At 46.2% G+C, this 21027-nt stretch carries 20 protein-coding genes; 3 read left to right on the top strand and 17 right to left on the bottom strand.

Going from position 1 to position 21027, the window contains the following annotated elements; translation table 11 throughout:
* Nucleotides 1-7: 7 nt before the first annotated feature.
* The 14 genes from AZI87_RS13665 to gspC all read right to left on the bottom strand — a co-directional run bounded on the left by AZI87_RS13665 (nucleotide 8) and on the right by gspC (nucleotide 14769).
* Entirely contained in the window at nucleotides 8-400 is a 393-nt protein-coding gene (locus AZI87_RS13665) for a hypothetical protein (RefSeq protein ID WP_063208276.1), read from the bottom strand.
* Between the two features lie 87 nt (nucleotides 401-487).
* Nucleotides 488-931, bottom strand: coding sequence for a single-stranded DNA-binding protein (locus tag AZI87_RS13660; protein WP_063208275.1), 444 nt, complete (start codon nucleotides 929-931; stop codon nucleotides 488-490).
* Nucleotides 932-1089: 158 nt separating this feature from the next.
* Nucleotides 1090-2055, bottom strand: a complete 966-nt coding sequence (gene gspN / locus AZI87_RS13655; RefSeq protein ID WP_063208274.1) for a type II secretion system protein GspN — start codon at nucleotides 2053-2055, stop codon at nucleotides 1090-1092.
* Nucleotides 2056-2057: 2 nt separating this feature from the next.
* The gene (locus AZI87_RS13650; RefSeq protein WP_063208272.1) at nucleotides 2058-2744 is read right to left on the bottom strand and encodes a hypothetical protein; all 687 of its coding nucleotides are present in this window, start codon (nucleotides 2742-2744) and stop codon (nucleotides 2058-2060) included.
* The gene (gene pilM, locus AZI87_RS13645; protein WP_063208468.1) at nucleotides 2741-4411 is read right to left on the bottom strand and encodes a pilus assembly protein PilM; all 1671 of its coding nucleotides are present in this window, start codon (nucleotides 4409-4411) and stop codon (nucleotides 2741-2743) included. The genes AZI87_RS13650 and pilM overlap by 4 nt, the downstream gene beginning before the upstream one ends.
* Nucleotides 4412-4686: 275 nt before the next feature.
* Nucleotides 4687-5952, bottom strand: coding sequence for a general secretion pathway protein GspK (locus AZI87_RS13640; RefSeq protein ID WP_253696824.1), 1266 nt, complete (start codon nucleotides 5950-5952; stop codon nucleotides 4687-4689).
* Nucleotides 5900-6754 (bottom strand): type II secretion system protein GspJ, encoded by an 855-nt coding sequence (locus AZI87_RS13635; RefSeq protein WP_063208270.1) that lies wholly within the window; start codon nucleotides 6752-6754, stop codon nucleotides 5900-5902. Before AZI87_RS13635 ends, AZI87_RS13640 begins: the two co-directional genes overlap by 53 nt.
* A 2-nt stretch (nucleotides 6755-6756) precedes the next feature.
* Nucleotides 6757-7266: a prepilin-type N-terminal cleavage/methylation domain-containing protein gene (locus AZI87_RS13630; RefSeq protein ID WP_253696821.1), complete on the bottom strand. Its 510-nt coding sequence runs from the start codon at nucleotides 7264-7266 to the stop codon at nucleotides 6757-6759.
* The gene (locus AZI87_RS13625; RefSeq protein WP_063208464.1) at nucleotides 7263-7853 is read right to left on the bottom strand and encodes a pilus assembly FimT family protein; all 591 of its coding nucleotides are present in this window, start codon (nucleotides 7851-7853) and stop codon (nucleotides 7263-7265) included. The genes AZI87_RS13630 and AZI87_RS13625 overlap by 4 nt, the downstream gene beginning before the upstream one ends.
* A 4-nt stretch (nucleotides 7854-7857) precedes the next feature.
* Entirely contained in the window at nucleotides 7858-8268 is a 411-nt protein-coding gene (gspG, locus tag AZI87_RS13620) for a type II secretion system major pseudopilin GspG (RefSeq protein WP_063208268.1), read from the bottom strand.
* 162 nt (nucleotides 8269-8430) lie between these two features.
* Nucleotides 8431-9648: a type II secretion system inner membrane protein GspF gene (gspF, locus tag AZI87_RS13615; protein WP_063208266.1), complete on the bottom strand. Its 1218-nt coding sequence runs from the start codon at nucleotides 9646-9648 to the stop codon at nucleotides 8431-8433.
* 119 nt (nucleotides 9649-9767) lie between these two features.
* Complete coding sequence (gspE, locus tag AZI87_RS13610) at nucleotides 9768-11459, bottom strand: type II secretion system ATPase GspE (RefSeq protein WP_063208264.1); 1692 nt, start codon at nucleotides 11457-11459, stop codon at nucleotides 9768-9770.
* A 6-nt stretch (nucleotides 11460-11465) separates the two neighbouring features.
* Entirely contained in the window at nucleotides 11466-13799 is a 2334-nt protein-coding gene (gene gspD, locus AZI87_RS13605; protein WP_063208261.1) for a type II secretion system secretin GspD, read from the bottom strand.
* Nucleotides 13800-13854: 55 nt separating this feature from the next.
* Nucleotides 13855-14769 (bottom strand): type II secretion system protein GspC, encoded by a 915-nt coding sequence (gspC, locus tag AZI87_RS13600; RefSeq protein ID WP_063208258.1) that lies wholly within the window; start codon nucleotides 14767-14769, stop codon nucleotides 13855-13857.
* 173 nt (nucleotides 14770-14942) lie between these two features.
* Between gspC and AZI87_RS13595 the strand changes: the two genes are divergently transcribed.
* Nucleotides 14943-15512, top strand: coding sequence for a hypothetical protein (locus AZI87_RS13595; protein WP_063208255.1), 570 nt, complete (start codon nucleotides 14943-14945; stop codon nucleotides 15510-15512).
* Between the two features lie 86 nt (nucleotides 15513-15598).
* Nucleotides 15599-17077: a methyl-accepting chemotaxis protein gene (locus AZI87_RS13590; protein ID WP_063208253.1), complete on the top strand. Its 1479-nt coding sequence runs from the start codon at nucleotides 15599-15601 to the stop codon at nucleotides 17075-17077.
* Here the strand turns inward: AZI87_RS13590 and AZI87_RS13585 are convergent.
* Nucleotides 17074-18585, bottom strand: coding sequence for a hypothetical protein (locus AZI87_RS13585; RefSeq protein WP_155722573.1), 1512 nt, complete (start codon nucleotides 18583-18585; stop codon nucleotides 17074-17076). The genes AZI87_RS13590 and AZI87_RS13585 overlap by 4 nt on opposite strands.
* Before the next feature lie 166 nt (nucleotides 18586-18751).
* Between AZI87_RS13585 and AZI87_RS13580 the strand changes: the two genes are divergently transcribed.
* The gene (locus AZI87_RS13580; protein ID WP_063208250.1) at nucleotides 18752-19321 is read left to right on the top strand and encodes a hypothetical protein; all 570 of its coding nucleotides are present in this window, start codon (nucleotides 18752-18754) and stop codon (nucleotides 19319-19321) included.
* Here the strand turns inward: AZI87_RS13580 and AZI87_RS13575 are convergent.
* Together AZI87_RS13575 and AZI87_RS13570 are read right to left on the bottom strand one after the other, a co-directional pair.
* Nucleotides 19318-20445 (bottom strand): hypothetical protein, encoded by a 1128-nt coding sequence (locus tag AZI87_RS13575; protein ID WP_063208247.1) that lies wholly within the window; start codon nucleotides 20443-20445, stop codon nucleotides 19318-19320. The two genes, AZI87_RS13580 and AZI87_RS13575, sit on opposite strands and share 4 nt — an antisense overlap.
* Entirely contained in the window at nucleotides 20445-21020 is a 576-nt protein-coding gene (locus AZI87_RS13570) for a cob(I)yrinic acid a,c-diamide adenosyltransferase (RefSeq protein WP_063208244.1), read from the bottom strand. The genes AZI87_RS13575 and AZI87_RS13570 overlap by 1 nt, the downstream gene beginning before the upstream one ends.
* Between the last annotated feature and the right edge of the window lie 7 nt (nucleotides 21021-21027).

Below are 21027 nucleotides of genomic sequence, written 5' to 3'. Positions count from 1 at the left end.
GCGCTTCCTATTCAAGAGTCATCACGTTGTCTTCAAGCTCGCGGATAAAAGAATCTTTATAAAGGTTCCAGACGATGTCATTCGCGAATTCATAAATACAAGAATGAACAGAGGTTTCTGATTTTTGAATGGCTTTGATTTCAACTTTAGAACCACGGTGCGTGCGCCAGATTTCCAGATCATTTTCCATCACGACCATTTCGTAATTGGATGACGGAAACTCTTCATGAAACCAAGTTTCAATGCGGCTTTCTTTTTTGCAGCTTTTAAGTTCGAAGTTGGAAGAGGTAGAAACTTTACCGGGAGCTTCAGATTCAAATTGCTTACGACCTTCCGAACGGTAGATCGTACAACCACTTAAAGTAAGAACCATGAATGCAGTAAATAAAGCACACTTCATAGATCTATAATTATAGGGGAGACTGGACTAAATAAAAAGCCCCGATATTTCTTCGGGGCTTTTGACCTGCAATAATTTTTTAAAAAATTAGAACGGAATTTCGTCGTTCGAATCAAAACTTGGTTCTGGTCCGAAATCTTGGAAATTGTAATCATCACCGCCACCAGAAGATGAAGAAGAACGGCCAGAGCCAGCTTCCGCACCTGCAGAGCCCAAGAATTGAACTGTGCTAGCAACGATCTCCGTCGTGTAGCGTTTTTGACCTTGTTGATCTTCCCACTGACGAGTTTGCAATTTACCTTCAACGTAAACTTGGCGACCTTTTGAAAGATGCTTACCGCAGATTTCTGCAAGTTTGCCCCATACCGTTACACGGTGCCACTCTGTACGTTCTTGTCTTTGACCGTCTTTCACCCATGATTCGCTTGTTGCGATGTTAAGGCGAGCGACAGTGCTCCCACTTCCGATTGCTTTCACTTCTGGATCAGCACCTAAACGACCTACAAGAATAACTTTATTTACTCCAGACATTTTCCCTCCAATGACCACTTGGTTTTTTGTCAGATTAAGAGTGAAGTCAATAAGGACTTCGGCTCTCTATTATTTGCTGTGGAGTGTGAGCAATTCTTAGGCAGACCCCTTGCTCAGTTTAAATATAGCAGGGGTCACTTGAAGGGAACGGATCTCGACTAACGCGCGGCGCCGAAGCTGGGCGGCATCATGGGATTTGTCGCTGAAATCTTGAATTTATACTGAGCGCCTTCTGGCGTTGGCGTTTTATAGCCATCAATGAAGCCTAAGAATAAAGCGGCGCGATCTTGAAAGCTGCGCTTTGCTCTTAAATCGATTTCAAAATTATAAGCACCAATTTGCTGACCGAAAGAACCTCCGCGGTTCACGATATTAAGACCAATATTGCCTTTAATCGTGCCGTAAAGCTCATCGCCCGGCTTCCCAATAGTTCCCGTCTCGATCACGAAGCGACCCGCCGCCAAGCGACCTTTAAGCTCCACAGAAGTCAGTTTTAAATCCGGCAACGTCAAAGGACCCATCGGTGTATTCACATTCGACGGAGGAAGCTCAAACTTACTGATCGTCATGTCGATCTCGACATCCGGTTGTTCTTGAAAAGAAAGATCGGCAAGGGCTGTCGTCTCTAAGTTCAACTGACCTTTTAAAAGAATGGGAAGGTTTGCAAGCTCACGCAAATCATGCAAAGAGACTTTTTGCGCTTTCACTTCAATCTTCTGTCTTTCAATGCCGTTGTCAGACTTCGCACCTTTACCCACGACCAAGTCAACATCGCCTTTTAAAAGGCCCTTGGCAGAAACATGACCGTAAGGTTTTTGCGCGATCAATCCAGAAACTGACGGAGTGATCACAAGTTCTTGTGCAGAAAGAGCAGGGGTGCGAAGAGATTCAATGTAGACTTGATCCATTTGCACACCCGGTTGCGGAAAGACACTCATCTTCAAGCGTTCAAAAGTCAAATACACAGAGTTATTTGTCAGACGAGATACTTGCGAAGAAATAAGATCACTTAAGTCATCAAACGGAAACAACATGAAAAGGAAAACAAACGCTGAAACCACCATGACGGCGATCTTGCCTTTGCTTTCGCGAATCAGTTTCAGAAGCTGACGGAACTGTTCCATGATTACTCCTCGTCCGCCGGTGGGGCGTTACGATTGCGAGAACCTGGACGAGTCGGCGCTTCAGCGGGAGGTTCTGGTGGAGCAGGGACCGCTAAAGCAATCAATTTGTAAGTCACATCGAAATAGCGAGGATCTTCGGCGTTCGCCGTCATCGCCATGTCTTTTAGTTTCACGCTTGCATTGATGCTTTGAAACTGATGTCCCAAATCCAAAGCTTGGCGGATATTCAATTTCGCCAGGCTGACCTGAAGCATGCCTTCTGTCAGGTTTTGCGGAACGATTTTAGAATCATTCGTCAAAACTTCGGTGCCTTTCATTTGCTCAGGCAACAGATTTGCGGCAGTGAGCTGGTTTTGGATATTATTACGAATCATATCCATGCTAGGGGCTTGCGGGATTTGTGGAACATCGGCAGATTCGCGACTGACTTTTAAAAGTTCACGAATCGTCATGCGTTTGCTTTCAAATTCTTCCACATAAGTTTGGGACTGATTGAAGGCGCCATAGGGGATGCTAAGAATCATAAATGCGATTAAAGCGACAACGCCAACGACGGTTAGTTTTTGCGTAACAGGCGTCATGTTTTCATAACGGTCGCGCAACTGGTTGTAAGCCGCGCTATCTTGGACTCGTTCCCAAGTTTGACGGGCATCACTGATAAATCTGTCCTTTAAATCGTCTAAATTCATCTTGTCACCTTTTGGATTCCGCGATCGACATTAAAGCTGAATGAAAAAGCTGTACGTCCGCTCATGGGTTTTAAGGTAGAGCGTTGAGTTCGTACTTGGCCATCGGAAGTGATGTTCGTCAAAGACTGCTGAAGTAAAGACGCCTCTTGCGGTGTATTTACATAACCTTGCATTTGCACTAAAGCATCTGTCACCGAAAGCTGCTGCACATCTAAAGTCACTGCGGTCTTTGCTGGAGTCGCATCATTCACCTTTTTAATCACATCCAAAGCAGAGTTCATATTAGCCACGCTGGCCAATGTTTTTAAATCTGCGGCACGTTTTTTATTGTCACGAATGTACTTGCGGATGCCATTTTCAGAGGCGTTTCTTCCACGAAGTCCGGCAACCGTCTTTGCTTGATCTTTTAAAACTTCTTGAGTGCGGTCCGCCAAACTGACAGAGAAACTTTCACGCAAGGACGTGTAGACAAAAAGAACTAGAACGGCGGCAGTTAAAACTTTTGCAGTGTGGCCCCATTTTTCCCAGAACATTTTCATCTGGTGATTTTCTTTCGCGAACTCACCGCGAAGGAAATTCACCGGAGGGTTTCTTGGCTTTTTAAAGCCTTCAATAGCTAAGCCCAAAGCCACGCCAGCCTTAGCGCCGTTGTAAGCCGAGCGTTCAAAGAGGACGTTGGGAATAAGATCTAAAGTGGAAGCACGATTCACCGGAACTTCCAAAATTTGAGTTAAAAATGGTCCGATGTTCTGGATTTGCGAAACACCCCCAGTTAATCCGATAGAGCCGATCTGAGCATTAAACTCACTCTTCAATTCCAGGATAGAAAGCTGAAGATCGCGGGCCAGCTCACGAACACTTTTAGCAATCGTGTCTGAGAACGTGACTTGATCAAAAGTCGCACCTTGTTTGTTTGTTAAGATGAAAGCTTTTGTCTGCAATTCTTTGATGGATTCTAAGAAAGGGATTTCGTATTTTTTTGAAATCGCTTCCGCAATATTTTTACCACCCCAAAGAACCGAGCGCACCGCGATCAGAGAGTTTCCTTCAAACGCACTGACCAAAGTGCGCGAGTGACCGATATTTAAAATCAATTGCACATGACGAACGGGACGGTTGTCTTCGTCATTCAAAGCGATTGTCGGAGGAAGAAGAGCTGGAGGAGCTTCATTCCATTTTTCAAAAACGTTCGCAAGTGCTGTGCCTTCTGCCGAAACAATCGCGGGATCAATGCCGGCATCTTGGCCACGTTGAATGCAATTTTGCACGTGAACTTTCGGAGCCGCACAGGCCAGAACTTCAGCGCCGCCACCGACCGTGCGAACGATCTTCGCATCAAACACGGCGTTTTCAGAAGAGAAAGGAAGATCTTCTTCCAACTCAAAAGCCAAGCTTTTGGAAATTTTAATTCGATCATTGAACGGGAAGAACTTATTGCGAATCGCCACACGATCTTGACGAAGCGCTAAAACAAACTTCGTTTGATTCGGATCGTAAGTCGCCGTGAAGTTTCTTAAAAACTCGATGACCTCAAGCTCTTGGTCTGCGCCTGGAGCGATATTCAAGGCATGTTCAATGAATTGAGTGACCTGAAAGCCTTTGGACGAGCTGGTCATCTCGACAATTTTGATACTGCTAGAGCCTATGTCTATGCCTACTGACTTCACCGTGAATTCCTCCATGAATCCTTGACTTTAGTTTATGCGAGGTTCGGCTTGGTGTATAGCATTTTAAGTTAGCGGCACGCCTTCCGGGCTCGGTCGGTGCCGAAGCTTCGCTTCGGTTCGCGCCATCGTGGCGCCACCGAAGGCCGCTAATTTAAAATGCTATACACCAAGCCTAATCGATAAACTAAGAGTCGCGTCCTCGGTGTTTTTTGGGCGCCTTGGCGGCGCCGTGGGAGCGAATTTTTCAGAGGGAAAATGGACGTTGGTCTAGGTGATTAGCGTTCTTGCCAGAAGACTATTCTTGGAGGGCCTTTTTGGACTTGATTGGTGTTGGCGTTGTTATTGCCGCCCGTCGGAGTTTTTGGTTTGTTAGGGTCCTCGGGCGGGGCATTGGGATCCTGTTTTTCTTTGTCTACGAAGGATTTGATTTTCGTAGCGGCGCGGTTCAAGTCCATCACTATTGCTGTGATTTCTCTTGTGGCGCCGGCGAATTCGCCTGTGCTTCTGATTTTGAAGTTCATGACGGTGTCGCAGGTCATGGGGATGTCTTCGGGGTTACCCATGATGCGGATGCCTTTTTGTTGTACGAAGCTCCAGAAGTCTTGGCTGCCGCCGTTTTGGTCGCACTTAAAGGGGCCGCCTTCTTCTTCGGTTTCGCGGCGTTTGATAATTTCGGCTACGACTTCGTCGGTCATTGCGGGGTCTAAAGATTTTAAAACTTCTTTGGTTGCTAAATTTGGATTGATGCCCTTCATTCCGTAGATGGTGATTCTGGGTTGAAGAAGATCAAAAAAAGTATCATTCATTCCTGGAACCATGTGCAGTTCAGCAATCGTGCGGAAGGCGCGGTTCGGTGGGTAGTAATCGGTTTGGGACAGTTGATTGAGTTCGGCGTAGTTGGCTCTTTTGTCGCCGCCGTTCAGGGATTGAGATTTTGGGCTCATCCAGTCGGCGATGTTGTTGATCAACTCTTCAAAGCGGACGTTGCTGTATTCGCGGGCGAACTCTTCGTCTTCTTGTTTCTTTTGTTCAAAGATGTTTAAGAGCTGCTTCTTAGTCATGTCCTGCAAGGTCTTTGAAGGAGAGTTCAAATCATTCAAGTCGATTTTTGAACCTTCGTCTTCAATCGTGACGATGTAGCTGGAATCCATCGCAGATTCTTTAAAGATTTTTTTGAAATTATCTTTGTCGACGGCGTTCAACTCATCAGGGATGGGCATCGGCCAGGCGAAAGGAAATTTCCAGATTTGATCTAGCATGGGGCTATTGCCTAATTGCGCGCCGAATTTGCTTTGTGCTTGCTGATAGATTTTGATGCGCAGAAGGCTTAACTGCATTCCGGATTTTGCCGCGTAATAGGCTTTTACTCGATTCAAGCTTTGCGAGTTCACTAAATATTCCACGTTGGAGTCATAAGAGACTTCCATCGCGAAATACATGATCAGCATAATACAAGCGACGGCCACCATCATGGCCACGCCCCTTTGATTACTGAGTGGCGCCGCCAGATTGCGGCCAAGAACCTTGATTTCCTTGCGCATTTGCTGCCTCCTCAGGATTGTTAGGGAAGTGGATCGGGACTATCGCTTGCATAGAGTATTTTTTAGATTTGCCTTTTTCTTTTTTCTCAACCGTTAAAGAAACTTCCACGGCCTGCGGGAACTTTCCTTTGGTTGCGCCGTCACCTTGGGCATCGGTGCGCCAATCGCTGACCCAGTCTTGCTTGCCTTTACCCATGTAGCGAAGTTTGAATTCAGAGACGTTTTCTAGAAGAACGACTTCGTCGCCGCCTTTAGTGACATCAAGATCCACATAGGGCGTGCTTCGTCTCCACAAACATTTTGATGACGTGGAATCATTGCGCAAGTTTTTGCAGTCTTTCACGGAATAACCGACTTCAAGAAAATCGGCTTGGGCGGTATTGCGAGTGGTGCGCGCATTGTTCATCGTCACTAGATTTAAACTTTCGCCGTTGCCGACAAAGTGAGTTGCGGGATCGCGGCGAGGGACTTCACGGCGGTTGTTGGGATCTTGGTTAGGATCGGGAATCACAGACGGGTCCATCCCACCGTTGCCACCGCCATTAGCATTCGTGGAGTTTTTCTTCTTTAAGATCTGCTCCATCTCTTTTTCAAGATCGCGATAGTGATAAGCTAAATTGATATCTCTTTCCACCAAGCGCATAGCATCGCGCATGCGGGACACATCGTCGATTTGATCTTGCAGCTTACCTTTGGCTTTGATGGCCTGAGTGATCGACTGCGCCGTTAAGACGGTGAGGGTTGCAAGAATTGCAACCGTGATCATCAGCTCAATCATGGTGAAACCTTTATTGTTTCTCATGACTAGCCTCCGGCACCCGGGATGGAAGGAAGTGGCAATTGTTTATCGTAATCGACGAAATATTGAGTGGCAGAAAATTCTAAAGGCTTCTTCGCGCCTTTGTAGATCACGGTGACTTTGACTTCTTTGATGGATTTTCCTAAGTGCTCGGCCAAAGTTTTCATGATCGTCAATGTCAGCTCGTCTGCGCCGCCAGATTGCGCCGTCAGAGTTGCGGAAAAATCCGGTACTTCAAATTCTTTTGAAGTCATGCGCCAAGAGTACTGCGGATATTCGGAACCGAAGTCGTCTTCTTTTTCTTCCGGGATGGAGTCTAAGGGCTTACCTTGATATTCCATCTCCACTTCAACCATTTTGCGTTCAAGGAGGGCTGAAACTTCCGTGGAAAGCTGGGTTTTACGAACACGCATGAAACTGCCGCTCCAAGAATTTGCTAGCAAAAGCAAACCTGAAGACAGGATGACTAACGCCATCACCGTTTCAATAAGCGTAAAACCTCGTTTATTTCTCACCGTTGGACATCCTTTAACGAAGAAGCTTTTTCTATAATATCAGCTTGACCCGTTAAAGGATTAAAAACAAGAGTCCAAGTTAAATTATTTCCGTTCGTGATTTGCACGGCGGCGGCTTCCACAAAGCCTTCAGGGAAGAAGTGAATATACGCGAGCCCCGAAGTAATCGGAGACTTCATATTGATAGTTTCCACAGAGCCAAAACGCAGGCCGCTGGGAAGTTTTTTTTCTGATTTTGTGAGGGATTTATCCATCTGAAAAAGGGGCGGTGGGGCGTCCTCTTTCTTTTCGGAGTCTTTCTTTAAAGCCTCTTCGTACATCTTAGGATCAACAGGTTGAGGACCATTGGCTCTTTCGACCCAATAAGCTTCATCTTGCGTGTCCATATTGATAACTAAGCGATACGTGGAATTTGTAAGGCGGGCTTTGTTGCGGATTTCCTTGCTCAGAACAATGAAGCTCCGAGCCACGGCTTTGATGTTTCCATCTCTTTTAACGAAACGGGGGGCTACCAACGCTACGACCGCGCCAAGAATTGCTAGCACGATCATGATTTCAATTAGCGTGAAGCCCTTTTGCGAACGCATGAAATTACTGAACATCCTCTAAAGTGATGTCTTTGTCGTTACCAGAACCACCTTCACGGCGGTCTTTACCCAAAGATTTCAAGGTGTATTCAGAACCTTCGCGCTCATAAACCAGTTCATTTCCAAATGGATCTTTAAGATCTTTTTTGTAGTAAGGCTCAGGACCCCAGTTTGAACAATCTGGATCGGCCTTCGCCAAACCTTCCAAAGATTGAGGGTAGTGACCACAATCTGTGTAGTACATAGAAAGAGCGTTCACAACTTGAGTCAGCTGAATTTTAGCTTCTTTCACTTTGGACTTATCAAGCTGTCCTGTGATGTTAGGAAGAAGAAGAGCTGCGATACTACCGATGATCGCAAGGACGATCATGATTTCGATCAACGTCATACCCTTGCGGTTTTTGAGAAGAGACATTACTTACTCCTTATGTTTAACAGATGTTGAGGATAGCAGAGGTCCTATCCCAGGTAAAGCACACATGCGGCTTTACCCAGAATGAGATCTGACAGTGATCTAAAATATTTTGGACCCGACTTAAGAAGAGATACAGACTTTAGTTGATGTTGTACTTTAAGTTTATCCGGCGATGTTTGCCATTTCAAACATAGGCACCATCACAGCAACTACGATCATGCCGATGGCAAAACCCATCATAACGATGACAACGGGGCCCATCAGACTTGTTAAGCCTTCCAACTTTGTTTTCACTTGGAAGTCATAGGCGTCGGATACTTGTGACAACATGTTTTCTAGTTCACCGGTCTTTTCACCAATGTTCACCATGTGAATTACGATCGGTGGAAATTGACCCGATTTTTTCAAAGGACCCGCGATGGATTCACCCTCAGAAATGTTAGAGCGGGCTTCGTCAATCGCCTGCGCCAATACGTGGTTATTCACAACGTTACGAACGATGTCTAAAGCTGCTAGCATTGGAACGCCACCGGTTAAAAGTGTCGCCAAAGTTCTCGTAAAACGAGAAACAGCCACCATGCGAACAGTGGGGCCTACAATCGGAAGCTTCAACGAGATCGCATCCCATTGATTGCGTCCTGCTGGCGTGTTTTTCCAGTTTTTGAATAGAAGATACAAAATCAAGGCACTTCCGACGAGGAGGTACCAGTAGTTTACAACAAACTGACTGGCATCAATCAAAGTGACCGTGTACCAAGGAAGTTGCAGATTCGGCGCGGATTCAAAGACAGTCACCATTTTTGGAATCAAGAACACAAAAAGGAAGCCCAATAGACCCAAAGTCACGACCATCATGATGATCGGGTAGGTCATGGCACTACTGACTTTCGCACGCAAATCAGCTTGCGCTTCGGTGAATTCCGCAAGACGCATTAAGATAACATCCAAACTTCCTGACATTTCGCCGGCTTCAACCATTGAAATATAAATATTTGTGAAGATGTTGGGATATTTTGCCAAGGCTTTGTGAAACGGGGAGCCTTCATTCACCATGTTTTTGCAATCTGCAATGGCTTCAGATAGAGCCGCATTTTCAACTTGCTCGGAAACGGCAGTCAGAGCATCCACGAGAGGAATATTGGCTTTGATTAACGTCGCTAACTGACGAGTCATAAGCGCCAGTTCTTTAACGCCCACTTTCGCGCTGGATCTCGCGCCTGATTTCTTTTTAGGATCGACTTTCTTTTTGTCGCGGATATCGACGACGTAAATATTGTCTTTTTTAAGCTTCGTGCGCGCCGCACGCAGATTTTCTGCGTCAACGACACCTTTTACGTTTTTTCCGTCTCGGGACAGACCTTTGTATTCAAAAATCGGCATTTGCTTATCCTAAAAAATGCTGCTTCAGTTTCGCGCCTCTGGCGCTGCGCTCGCGGTCTCGCGGCCCTGCTTTAGCCTGCGCGCCCGAAGGCGCTTCGGCTCTGCCAGCTGCCGCCGACTTAAATATCCAATTGCGTGTTGGAAGCAAGTTCTTCAATAGTCGTAATTCCCGCAAGGACCTTTTGGACCCCGTGATCGCGGAAGGTTTTCATACCATTGGCGACAGCTTGCTTCTTAATCGAGTTACCGTCTTTACGTTGCATGATCAAAGAGCGAACGTCGTCAGTGACAATCAAAAGCTCACTGATCGTCGTACGGCCTGAGTAACCTTTTTGACCACAGTGATTACAACCCATCGCGCGGCAGATGTGTGAGTTTTTAGCTTCCTCACGAGTGACGCCGATTGTTTGCAATTCAAAGTCAGAGGGCTCATAAGGTGCTTTACAGTGCGGGCAAAGAACACGCACCAGACGTTGCGCGACAACACCTTGAATGGAGGTCGCGATCAAGAAAGGCTCAACGCCGAAATCGATCAAACGAGGAAAGGCACCGGCAGAGTCATTCGTATGCAAAGTAGATAAAACCAAGTGACCAGTTAACGATGCTTGAATTGCAAGTTCGGCAGTTTCCAAGTCACGAATCTCACCGACCATGATGATGTCAGGGTCTTGACGAAGGAAGGATCTTAATCCCGCGGCGAATGTTAATCCGATCTTAGAGTTCACTTGCACCTGGCCAATCCCGTGGATACGTTGCTCCACTGGGTCTTCGACGGTCAGGATGTTCACATCAGGTTTATTTAATTTTGAAAGAGCGCCATACAAAGTTGTCGACTTACCGGAACCCGTAGGACCGGTTACAAGAAAGATTCCGTATGAGCGCGCTAAAAGATCATCCAAACGATCTAAGTTCTCTGTCGAAAAACCGAGTTGTTGAAGTTCTAGAACGATGCTGGATCTATCTTGAATACGCATCACCAGACGCTCGCCGTGAGCCGTCGGCACCGTTGAAAGACGGATGTCGATATCTTTACCGCCGACTTTCAAAGGAATACGGCCATCTTGCGGCAGACGCTTTTCCGCGATGTTCAAGTTCGCCATAACTTTGATACGGGACGTGATCGCGTTTTGAAGTTTCTTAGGTGGTTTAAAGACGTCGAACAAAATACCGTCCATGCGAAAGCGCACGACCATGTCTTTTTCATAAGGTTCGATATGGATATCAGAAGCTTTTTCTTTCACGGCACGGAACAGAAGGCTGTTCACCATCTTGATCACGGGCGCATCATCTTCGCCTGCCTCTAGAAGGTCGACGATAGGATCATCAAGGTCGTAATCTTCTTCTTCGATTTCATCAAGGCCCGAAAGATTTGCCGTGCTTTTTTCGTAAACTTTATTGATCGCATCTTGAATACGGCTTGTCGTCGTCACAAGCGGACGAACGCGTTTACCGAAAAGAACCTTCAGATCATCAAGTGCTTTTAAATTCACTGGATTGCTAGTCAAAGCAATCAGTGTCTCGGACTCTTCCTTGTAAGGAAGAACATTGTGTTGTTTTGCGTAGTTGATAGGAAGATCACGGATCAAGTCGACGGCGATATCACTGACAGGAATGTCGCGGATAAAATCCAAGCCCAATTCCTTACACAAATCGGCGACCACTTCATCCGCCGTGGAAAATTCTTTCGCTGCCAAAGCCTCGCCCACGGTGACGGGTCTCACCACCGAGGGATTGTTAAGCACAGAACGGATTTGGTCCTGTGACAGGGAGGTCGCTTTAGACAGTATCGTTTGAATATCCACGGAGGCCATGTTTTCTTATTCCTCTTCAATTACAGGTTGGGACGTTTCAGCAGGGACGGCGTTATTACTGCCATTGAGGCCCGCACGTGCCTTCTGATGAATCGCATCCATCTTTTTACCATAAGGATCGACTCCGCCCTGAGCTTTGATAAAATCAATACGTTCATCCAGCGTTCTATTTGTAATCGCATTCGTATCTGCAGAGTTTTTCACAATTTTCGGAGTCAAGAACACAACCATATTCGTTTTATCTTTCGAAATCGTGCGGGACTTGAACAACCAACCCAAAATAGGGATGTCGCCGAGAAGAGGAACCTTGCTGATAGATTCAATGTCTTGTTCTTTCATCAAGCCACCCAGAATCGCTGTGTCACCGTTATTTACGTTGATCACAGTTTTGATCGAGCGCTTCGCCAAAGGCTGAGTTGAATCTTGGAACGCCTTCGGAGTACTTGCCGTAGAAAGCTGGGACACTTGTTGTTTGATCTCCATGCGGATCTGATTTGTCGCTGGGCTGATATAAGGCTTTAGCGTCAATTTGATCGTCGCATCTTCAAACGTTGGCGTTGTGATCGGAGAGCCATTTGTTGGTGTCGTTGTTGTTGAGCCTGTCACGACTTTATCACCGACTTCTAGTTCACCCTCTTGATTGTCCAAAGTCATCAAAGTTGGAGTTGAAAGGATGTTGGCTTTTTTCGTCGTTTTTAAGAAGTTGATGAATCCAACCAAGTTCGGAATCTTGATCGTGGATTTAGAAACAGGATCTGTCACTTCAACCACATCACCTTGACCGAAGCCGATCACGGCACCCGCTCCACCTGTGGGGCTTAGCAAGCTGTTGATATCCAGACCGCCGTTGAAGCCGACTTTACCATAACCTGTATCACCGTACTTATAGTAACCCACGCCCCAAGTATTACCGTCGTTCGCGCTCATCTCCATGATGATGGCTTCAACGAAAACTTGGTCACGAGGAGTGTCGATTTTGTTCAAAAGACTTAGAACCACTTCGTAGTCTTGCTTGCTCGCTGTGATAATAAGGCTGTTTGTTGTTTTATCGCCGACGATTTTAACATCGCCACCGAAGATCTCTTGCGGAGCCTGCATTTGACCGCCAGCGCCGATAGGAGATAACAAGCTGCCACCTGTTTGAGGTTTTGGAGCTGCATCCTTCGTCACACCTTGAAGAGTTTGCGCCAATTTTTCCGCATCACCGTTTTTCACGTGGTATACGTAAACGCCGCCAGATTCTTCAGGACGGATTTTGAAATCAAGCTGAGAGATCAATTTTTTAATACGAACGATGCCTGATTTATTGCCGACGACGATGATCGAGTTTGTGCGATCATCTGGAATCGCCATAAAGAAACTCGCACCTTGTTGGCTAGAAGCTCCCGCGGAACGAGAGAATCTTGGAACGCCCGCGGAGAATGTCCCTGGAGCTGAACCTTGAGTTTTATTCCCTTTATTGACGATCTTATCTACCAAGTCTGCCAAGTCTTTCGCTTTTGCGTACTTAATAGGAATAACTTCAAGTTGTTCTTCAAATCCCGGAACGTCCAACTGACTGATGATTTTCATCACGCGATCAATGTTAGAACCGTAGTCCGAAATGATGATCGAGTTTGTCGGCTCGTAAATATTCATCTCACCATCTTTAGATGGAAGGATACGAAGGTCTCTATTTACTTGAGCGGCTGAAATGTGTTTCAAGTGGATGATACGAGTGATCATCTGATCGCTGTTCGGATAGTAAGCGCCAGAGAATGTCTCGATATTATCACGTTGCGCATTTCTTGCGGATTTTACTTTCAAGAAGCTGCCTGAAGGAACCACTGTAAAACCATTGATTGCAAGGGCTGACAAGAAAGCCTTATAAGCTTCTGCCACGGTGATTTTACTTGGAGCCGTGATCGTGATTTTTCCGCGAACGCCTGGATCGATGATAAAGTTCTTACCTGTCAATTCGCCGATGGCCTTGATCAGATCTGTGATTTCCACATTCGGAAAATCGAAAGACTCAATCGTCTCAGGAAAATTTTGACTGTTGATATCTTCAATCGGAGCTTTAGCAAATTTATCACGAGCATTCTTGCTAAGAACATCCATTCCGCCCGCGGCATTTCCGCCGCCACGAGAACCGCCCGCACTCGGGCCGCTGCTGGGAAGTGAAGGAGCTGAAAAAGCATCATTATTAGCTGGTGGAGGAGGAAAGCCTGAATCATCACCAAAATCCGAAGACGGAGGCGGTGGTGGAGGCGGGAAGTCCTCAAACTGCGCATTCGCGGCAGGGCCGACGAGCTGTGCGGTCATCAGTGAAGCAAGTCCTATGCTGACAGTCTTTTTCATATATCCTCTCCTTGAGGAGTTGTAAAATCCAGTTGCTAAATCTTTCGCGGAGATCTTATTGAATATTGTAAGTCATCGTCTCCGTTTTACCGTTGCGCTCAATTTGCAAAGACACTTTCGGTGAATTTTTCAATGTATTATAGAGTTCCATGGCTTTTGCCGGGCTATCGACAGGAGTTCCGTCAACAGATTTAATCACGTCCATGCGTTGCAAGCCAAGCTGCTCATAAATACTTCCTGGTTGCATGTCTAAAAGACGGAAGCCATTGATGGCGCCAGTGCCGGGTTCGCGATTAGGAACCGCACGCGCTTGCATCAAGATGCTGGAAAGATCATTCGTATATTTCAATAAATCTGCACGTTTGATAACGAAGTTGTTATTGCCCACGGATTGAACTTCTTTGCCACCAGCGGCCGCAGGACGACCCGCACCGAAGGCCACTTTGCCAGCGTCTTTTTTCATCTCAATATATTCCAAACGGTTGGAATTGAGATTGCGGAAAATAACTTTTTGGCGCTCTACACGAATAATAGAGGCCATGCCTTCAATTTCTTTTCCAGGACTGTAAGAGACAACTTGGTTTTTTCCACGAACATCAATAGCGGCCAGGGATTTATCCGGATTTGAATGCACCAAAGTGCCAATCAAAGTCAGAGGCAATTGTGATGGAACCGGATCGGCTTCTTTCTGCGCTTCGGCACCTTTGGACTTATCCACCAAGGGCTCAGGAATTTGTCCGTTGGAGGCAAACATATTGCGTGTCGTAATAGTGTTGTAAGCGCCGCGACTGACAGACATGTCAGCTGCCGGTGGTTTGGGGCGAGCCGCAGGGGCGGATTGAGGCAACATGCGGTCGCGATAAGCCAAAATGGCAAGGTCCGCGATGCAATAACCCACAAACGCAAAAAGAATATAGGAATATAATCTTTCAAAAGGGGGGCGTTGATTCTTCGGGTTACGTGAAATCACAGTTGCACAATCCTTTGTTTTATACCGGCATAATTTGCCGAGACCTAGTCCTTGGGCCTCGATCTATCCTATCAAAAAGGCGGGGGGTCTGCACGAAAAAATACAAGCTGGACCATGGTCTTGAATGCTTAAAAACCTACACACATTTCGAAAAGATAGGTCATGATAAGGATATGAGAATTCTCTACTTCACGGATGGAGCAGGAATTGATCTTCAGGGTATTCGCGAATCGGTTTTACGAATTCCTGAAGTCCTCACCTCTCTTCGTCGCGGCCAGGAACAGGCTCGCTACGTAGATTTGATGCAGGTGATGGGGTTACCGGACGAAGATTTTCGTCAGGTGTCTTCTGTATTGCGCAACTTCCTTATAAATCTAGTACAAAGAGGCCTGCATCAGCGATGGATCAATCGCGATCATCGTGCAGACTTAATTCTTCGCCGTATCAATCATCGCAATTTTTCGGACATCAAAAATGAGGTCCTTAATTTCATTCGTGCGAAGTCCGCAGGCCAAGACGTGGCGACACAAGACCTTCATCTGCTTCATTTCCTAAGTCATGTTGAAATCACCATCATCGGCCCTGGATACGACGAGATCGAAATCTGGTTGCGCCGAGAAATCTCAAACCGAAGCGATATCAAAGTCCTGATTAAGGATGTTATTGCATCGGATCCACAGCTTGACTGGTTCTGGCCGCAAGTGCGCGAAGCAGTGACCAGCGGCGAAATGCCTCTTATCTAAACGCGAGTAAACAAAAGCGACTGCTTTAGGGAAATGTTTGGGATCCGAATAGGTTTCTCAAATAATTCTCACAAGAGGTCCGCTCAATGAATGTCTTCGCAAGGGTACGTTTCTTTAACTTCCTGTCTTTTGGTTTGGTAATCGCTCTTTATATCTGTATTGGCAGCGCTTACTACTATCAAAAAGAACTTGATACTGCTCACACGTCTAAATTCGTTTCGATTCAATTAGCACAAAAGATGCGTGATGATTCAGCCAACCTCACTCGCACGGCACGCACCTTTGTCGTGACCGGAGATGAAAAATACGAAAAAGAATATTTCGACATCATCGCCGTTCGTAATGGTGAAAAAGCGCGTCCCGACGGCAGAAAAGTGTCTTCAACGGAGCTGATGAAAGAAGCGGGATTCACAGATAAAGAATTTGCCTTACTGGCAGAGGCGCAAAAGCGCTCTAACGATCTGGTGGTGACCGAGACCATCGCTATGAATGCAGCAAAAGGTCTTTTCCAGGATGCATCTGGGAAATTCACGGTGCAAAAAACTCCCGATTTAGAGATGGCGCGAAAGCTGATGCATGATGAAGCTTATCATAAGTTTCTAGTGACCATCGGGGAGCCTATCAATCAGTTCGAAAAAGAACTTCAAGCACGCACCGATGGCGCTGTGGACAAAGCACTGCGTTTTGCTCAAGTTGGTATGGCCAGTGTGGCTTTGATGATTATCGGTCTTTCTTTTTCGATGTTCATGTCTTCGCACGCCTTAAAGCAAGGGATTCGCTTGCAGACAGAAGCTTTGTCAAAAGCCTATGGAAAGATTCGAGATCTGGTTTCAAATCTGTCTTCTTCAAGTTCCGATCTTTCGGCGGCATCGACAGAGTCCGCAGCGTCATTAGAAGAGACCGTTGCATCCTTAGAAGAATTATCGAGCATGATCAAGCTTAATGCTGACAATGCCAAGTCTGCATCAGAGCTTTCGCAAACGTCAAAACGTTCCGCGGAAGAAGGCTCGCGCGAGATCGCCTCTTTGATGACCTCCATGAATGAAATTGCGACGTCTTCAAAGAAAATCGAAGATATTATCAATGTGATTGACGACATCGCCTTTCAAACAAACTTATTGGCGCTAAACGCCGCCGTTGAAGCCGCTCGTGCTGGCGAGCAAGGGAAGGGGTTTGCGGTTGTTGCCGATGCTGTTCGTGCTTTGGCGCAAAGAAGTGCAACTTCAGCAAAAGAGATCTCGGATCTGATTTCGGAAAGTGTGGCGCAAGTTGAAAACGGGCAGAAGGTGGCAGACTCCAGTCACGAAGTTTTAAAACGCATCGTAGACTCCGTAAATAAAGTGGCGGCGTTGAATGACGAAATCGCGACAGCCAGTGTGGAGCAAAGCACGGGAGTCGGTCAAATCACTCAAGCCATGAATCAATTGGATCAAGCAACGCAAACGAACGCCGCTTCTTCAGAAACCATTTCTCAGGCGGCATCTAGCTTGAATGAGTCAACAGAAGGTTTAACGGAAACCATCGTGCATTTAGAAACTTTGACGGGACTAAAGAAATCCGCTTAGTCGCAGAAGTGTTGAAACGAAGACGTTCCCTGTGGCAGGGGCTTACAGACGCCCGCAGCAAACTGTGCTCCTGCTAAGTGTTGGGATACCGTCCAATCAAAATCCACTTCCCAAGTGCGCAAGGTGTTTAGAGCCTTGCGACAGCTTTCTAAAGACAATCCTTTTCCGCAAATATTCAATGGTAAGTGACCTTGTCCCACCAACCATTTCATAAAAGGGTGGGGGCCAAAGAGCTGATCGCGTGTGCATGGGATGCTAATGCCAGCTACTTTTCCCGTGATATTCCAAGACGTGTAGACTCCGCTGGGAATCATCATATCTAGATACTTATTAAGCTGTTCTTCTGCACGAGCTGCCGCGCGAGGAGATGTTAAGTCAAATCCCGAACCGACTTTGTAAAGCAATTCACACAAAGGATCTGTTTCAATTTTCTTCATCGTACATTCTTTATTAGTCCCGCGATCTAAAGCCTTGCGAACCACGGCTTGTTCAAAAGTATAGGAATGGGGGCGGCGTAAAAGCTCAGGCATTTTTTGAAGTTTCCAGAATAAACTAGCCGGAGCTTCGATATTTTGACACAAACGGATGCCTCGATAGAGATTTGCGGCCGTTGTTTCCACTTGAATAGCCAAGTAAGGATTTAAACCTGCTTCGATCATTTGGCAGGTCATAAAAGCAGCACCTAAAACGTGATAGTTCTTAGAGGCAATCTGTTCTGCTTTTTTTCCTGGATATTGAACTTCTAAAATACGGCGTTTTAAGCTGTCACTGATGTCGGATTTTTTCGATAAAGATCGTGCAATATAGAAATCTGATTCGCGCGGTGGGCAGAAAGTTTCTTCTTCGCCTGTCGTATCGGGGTCTAAATAGAGATCTTCCCACTTATAGCCTTGCGCCAGCAGCTTGTCTTCAGCTTCTTGATTAAAGGCCGTTCCCTGGGCGATATCATCATGCCCACAGATTCCTATCAGGCTTAAAGCGGCGTTGGGATTTCCCTTTGTAAAGGTCAAAGCCTTTTGGAAAAGCCATCCCGCTGGTAAATCTTTGCGCGTGCCGCCGGCAGTGTCTCCTAAAGAGGTGCGGCTGTGACGTTGCATTTGAGGATCGGTCTTTTGAGTGTTTTTCGTAGTTGATCTGATGTCGTGATAAAAGCGCAGGGTTTTTTCAGCAAAGCAGGCGTTTCCCTTGAACTGACGGGCAAAGTACAGGCTTAAACCTGAGTTGCTAAAAGCGACTTCGGCATCCGCCTCATAGGCGCTGGGATTGATGATTTCATAGTAGCGCTGCAAGCCCTTTTTTACGCCGGATTCAGGAAGTGAATTAATAAGAATATTAGCAATGCGATCCGCAGACGAAAGTTTCTGGTTTCCCGGATCGATCTGAACTGCATCTTGAGCGAACGCGGTTCCGGAAAATAGCAGAGTTGCAAGCAGCCAAGCTCGCGCCGAACGTTTCAAAATGAGACAGTCTAAAAACATTGAAAACATATCATCGAAAAGAGCAAACATGAGGCCGACCTCATTGCGCTTAAGATCTCTATGACAGAGGAAACTTTGGTCAGGGTGCCAAAAATTAGCCAGTGCTTTTGAAGATTGCATAAACGAAACACTACTGCGCAGTCTTTCCCCCTATGATTGAATGATGTTTTTTTAAGAGGGGCTTTAAGTCAGTTTTATGTACTTTACATCGGCTAATGACAAAGAAAATACCGTTAAATCCACGGCTATGGCCGCACAAAACAGGATTGGCTTTTATTTCGCCATCGTACAATGGATCGTATCGACAATGTTTTGTTCATATTACCTGACCATGGGGATTGATTTGTGGGCTGTGGTCTTAGCCATTATCGTGTGTTCTGCAGGTCAATTGGGTTCGGCCTATCTTTTCTTTAAGCAAAAAAACTATCTGGCGGTCATTGTGATATGCGTTCTTACGCAGATTTGCAGTGCGCAGGTCTTTTTCTTTCCTGAGATTGGCAAAGAGATCAATATCTTCTTGGCGTTGGTGGTTTTATTTCCGCTCTTCTTGCTTGAGGAAATGGATCACACCGTGATCTTTTTGAATTTCGCTGGGTGCATGGTTTTATTGATTTGCAGTGAGCTTTTAAATTACCAGGATACGACCGTCTCTCGACAGATCTTCTCGTTTCTTGTTAAGTTCACCTTGATTATATTTAACTTCGGTCAGGTGTATTTTCTACGTACTTACCTAGAAAAGAAACGTCTTCGGGCCCTTGACGATTAAAGGGCGAAGAACGGCTCCATTTCAATAGATTTTTCATTGGTAGGGTGCAGGAATTCTGGTGGCTCTTGATCGGGCATTAACAAGACGTAAACACCAAAAGGCATCTTCGCCGATATCCAGTTGCGCGGGCGGCGATAGATAAATTCCGAGCGGCTTTGATTGTAAACGATAAATTCGTTTTCGTGTGCTTCATCGTAAGCCCGCCATAAAAGACTTTCAAAAATATCGCCGTTATCGGCAAAAAGAAAATTAAGATATTTGAAATTGAGCCCCGCTTCGACTTTCAGACGCGAGTAGGGTTTCGTCAAAGTGCGCGTCCATCCCAAAGTTTTGCCGAACTTTAAAAACTGGCGGAAGTTGTGCGCGCGTAGCGAATAGGACATCGGAATAAATTCTTGCATTCCGCCGGCAGACCAAGGTGCCGCGCAGCCGACGATATTTTCATCCTTATCAAAGGCGATCAGGAAGTCTTCAAGTTTTAAACCTTTCCAGCGTTCCAATTTATCGTGAAAGCTTTGCGAGTCCCATACGGTGGCGAGATCTCTTTGGCGAGATTTTTGGATAATGTAATAGATTAAAGCGTCTACATTTGCCGCGCTTCCTCGACGAATACGCAAGTGGGGAAGTGGAACCGAGGCCCAAGGCAGTTTTCCATGCACCGACACCATGTTGAAGCGGCGATAAAGATAGTAATGCGGCAGGGGGCGCTTCATCGTGCGCGGTCGTACAAAGGCGTTTAAAGCTTGAGCATCACTCAGGCTTAAAACTGAAATCAGATGCTTACATCCAAATGTGTGAAAGACCTCTTCCATCACTGGTAAAAAGTGTTGAGACCATTCTAAGATTGCACGGCGATTGGAAGAAATACGCAAGTCACGACCAAAAGCCACCGGTCGAACCTTATTGTCCAATAAAACATCTCGCACTACGAAACTTGCGATACCTTCGATTTTATCTTCTTCTTTGAGTTGATAGGTCAAATACTGATCGGACTGAACCGCGTAGGGCGCAAAAAAATCCTGACCACGATCGGTCTTCATTTCAAGCAAACCGCGTGTTGGAAAAGTTTTATAGAATTCTGCTAGGGCAGCCGCGTCTTCGGGCTTAGCGATCTCTAACTTCATTAAGTTTTCTTCCAAAGGACATCGTGATGACCCGTTTTCAAATTCACCCAGCGAGCGGCAACGAAAAGATAATCACTCAAACGGTTCAGATACTGCAAAGCCGAAGCATAGCGCTCATCTTTCACCGCAATTTCGGCCGAACGTCGCTCACTGCGACGGCAACTTGTGCGCGCCACATGGAGGTGAGATGCGACGATATGACCTGCGGGCAAAATAAAATTGCGCAACTCTGGAAGTTCCACGGTCAAGGCGTCAATTTGTTTTTCTAAATGGCGGATCTGTTCTTCGGTGATAGGTGGGAGCATTTTAAAAACTTCATCTTTTTCCGTTGCCAGAAGGCTTCCAATATTGAAAAGCTCGTTCTGGATTTTTTCTAGAGTTTGATCCAACGAATGCACTTCGGGTGCCGAAGTCATGGCAGACCGAACGACGCCAATGAAGCTATTGAGCTCGTCTACGGTTCCGTAAGCTTCAACACGAGGATTGAATTTTTCGACGCAGGAGCCATCGACAAGCCTTGTCGTTCCTTTGTCACCAGTCCGTGTATAAATCTTTGCTTTCGGAGCGTCCGTCATAATAACC

The sequence above is a fragment of the Bdellovibrio bacteriovorus genome, assembly GCF_001592745.1.
Lineage (GTDB): Bacteria > Bdellovibrionota > Bdellovibrionia > Bdellovibrionales > Bdellovibrionaceae > Bdellovibrio > Bdellovibrio bacteriovorus_B.
Note: the sequence above shows the minus strand (reverse complement) of the source record. Positions and strands in the feature narration are given on the sequence as shown.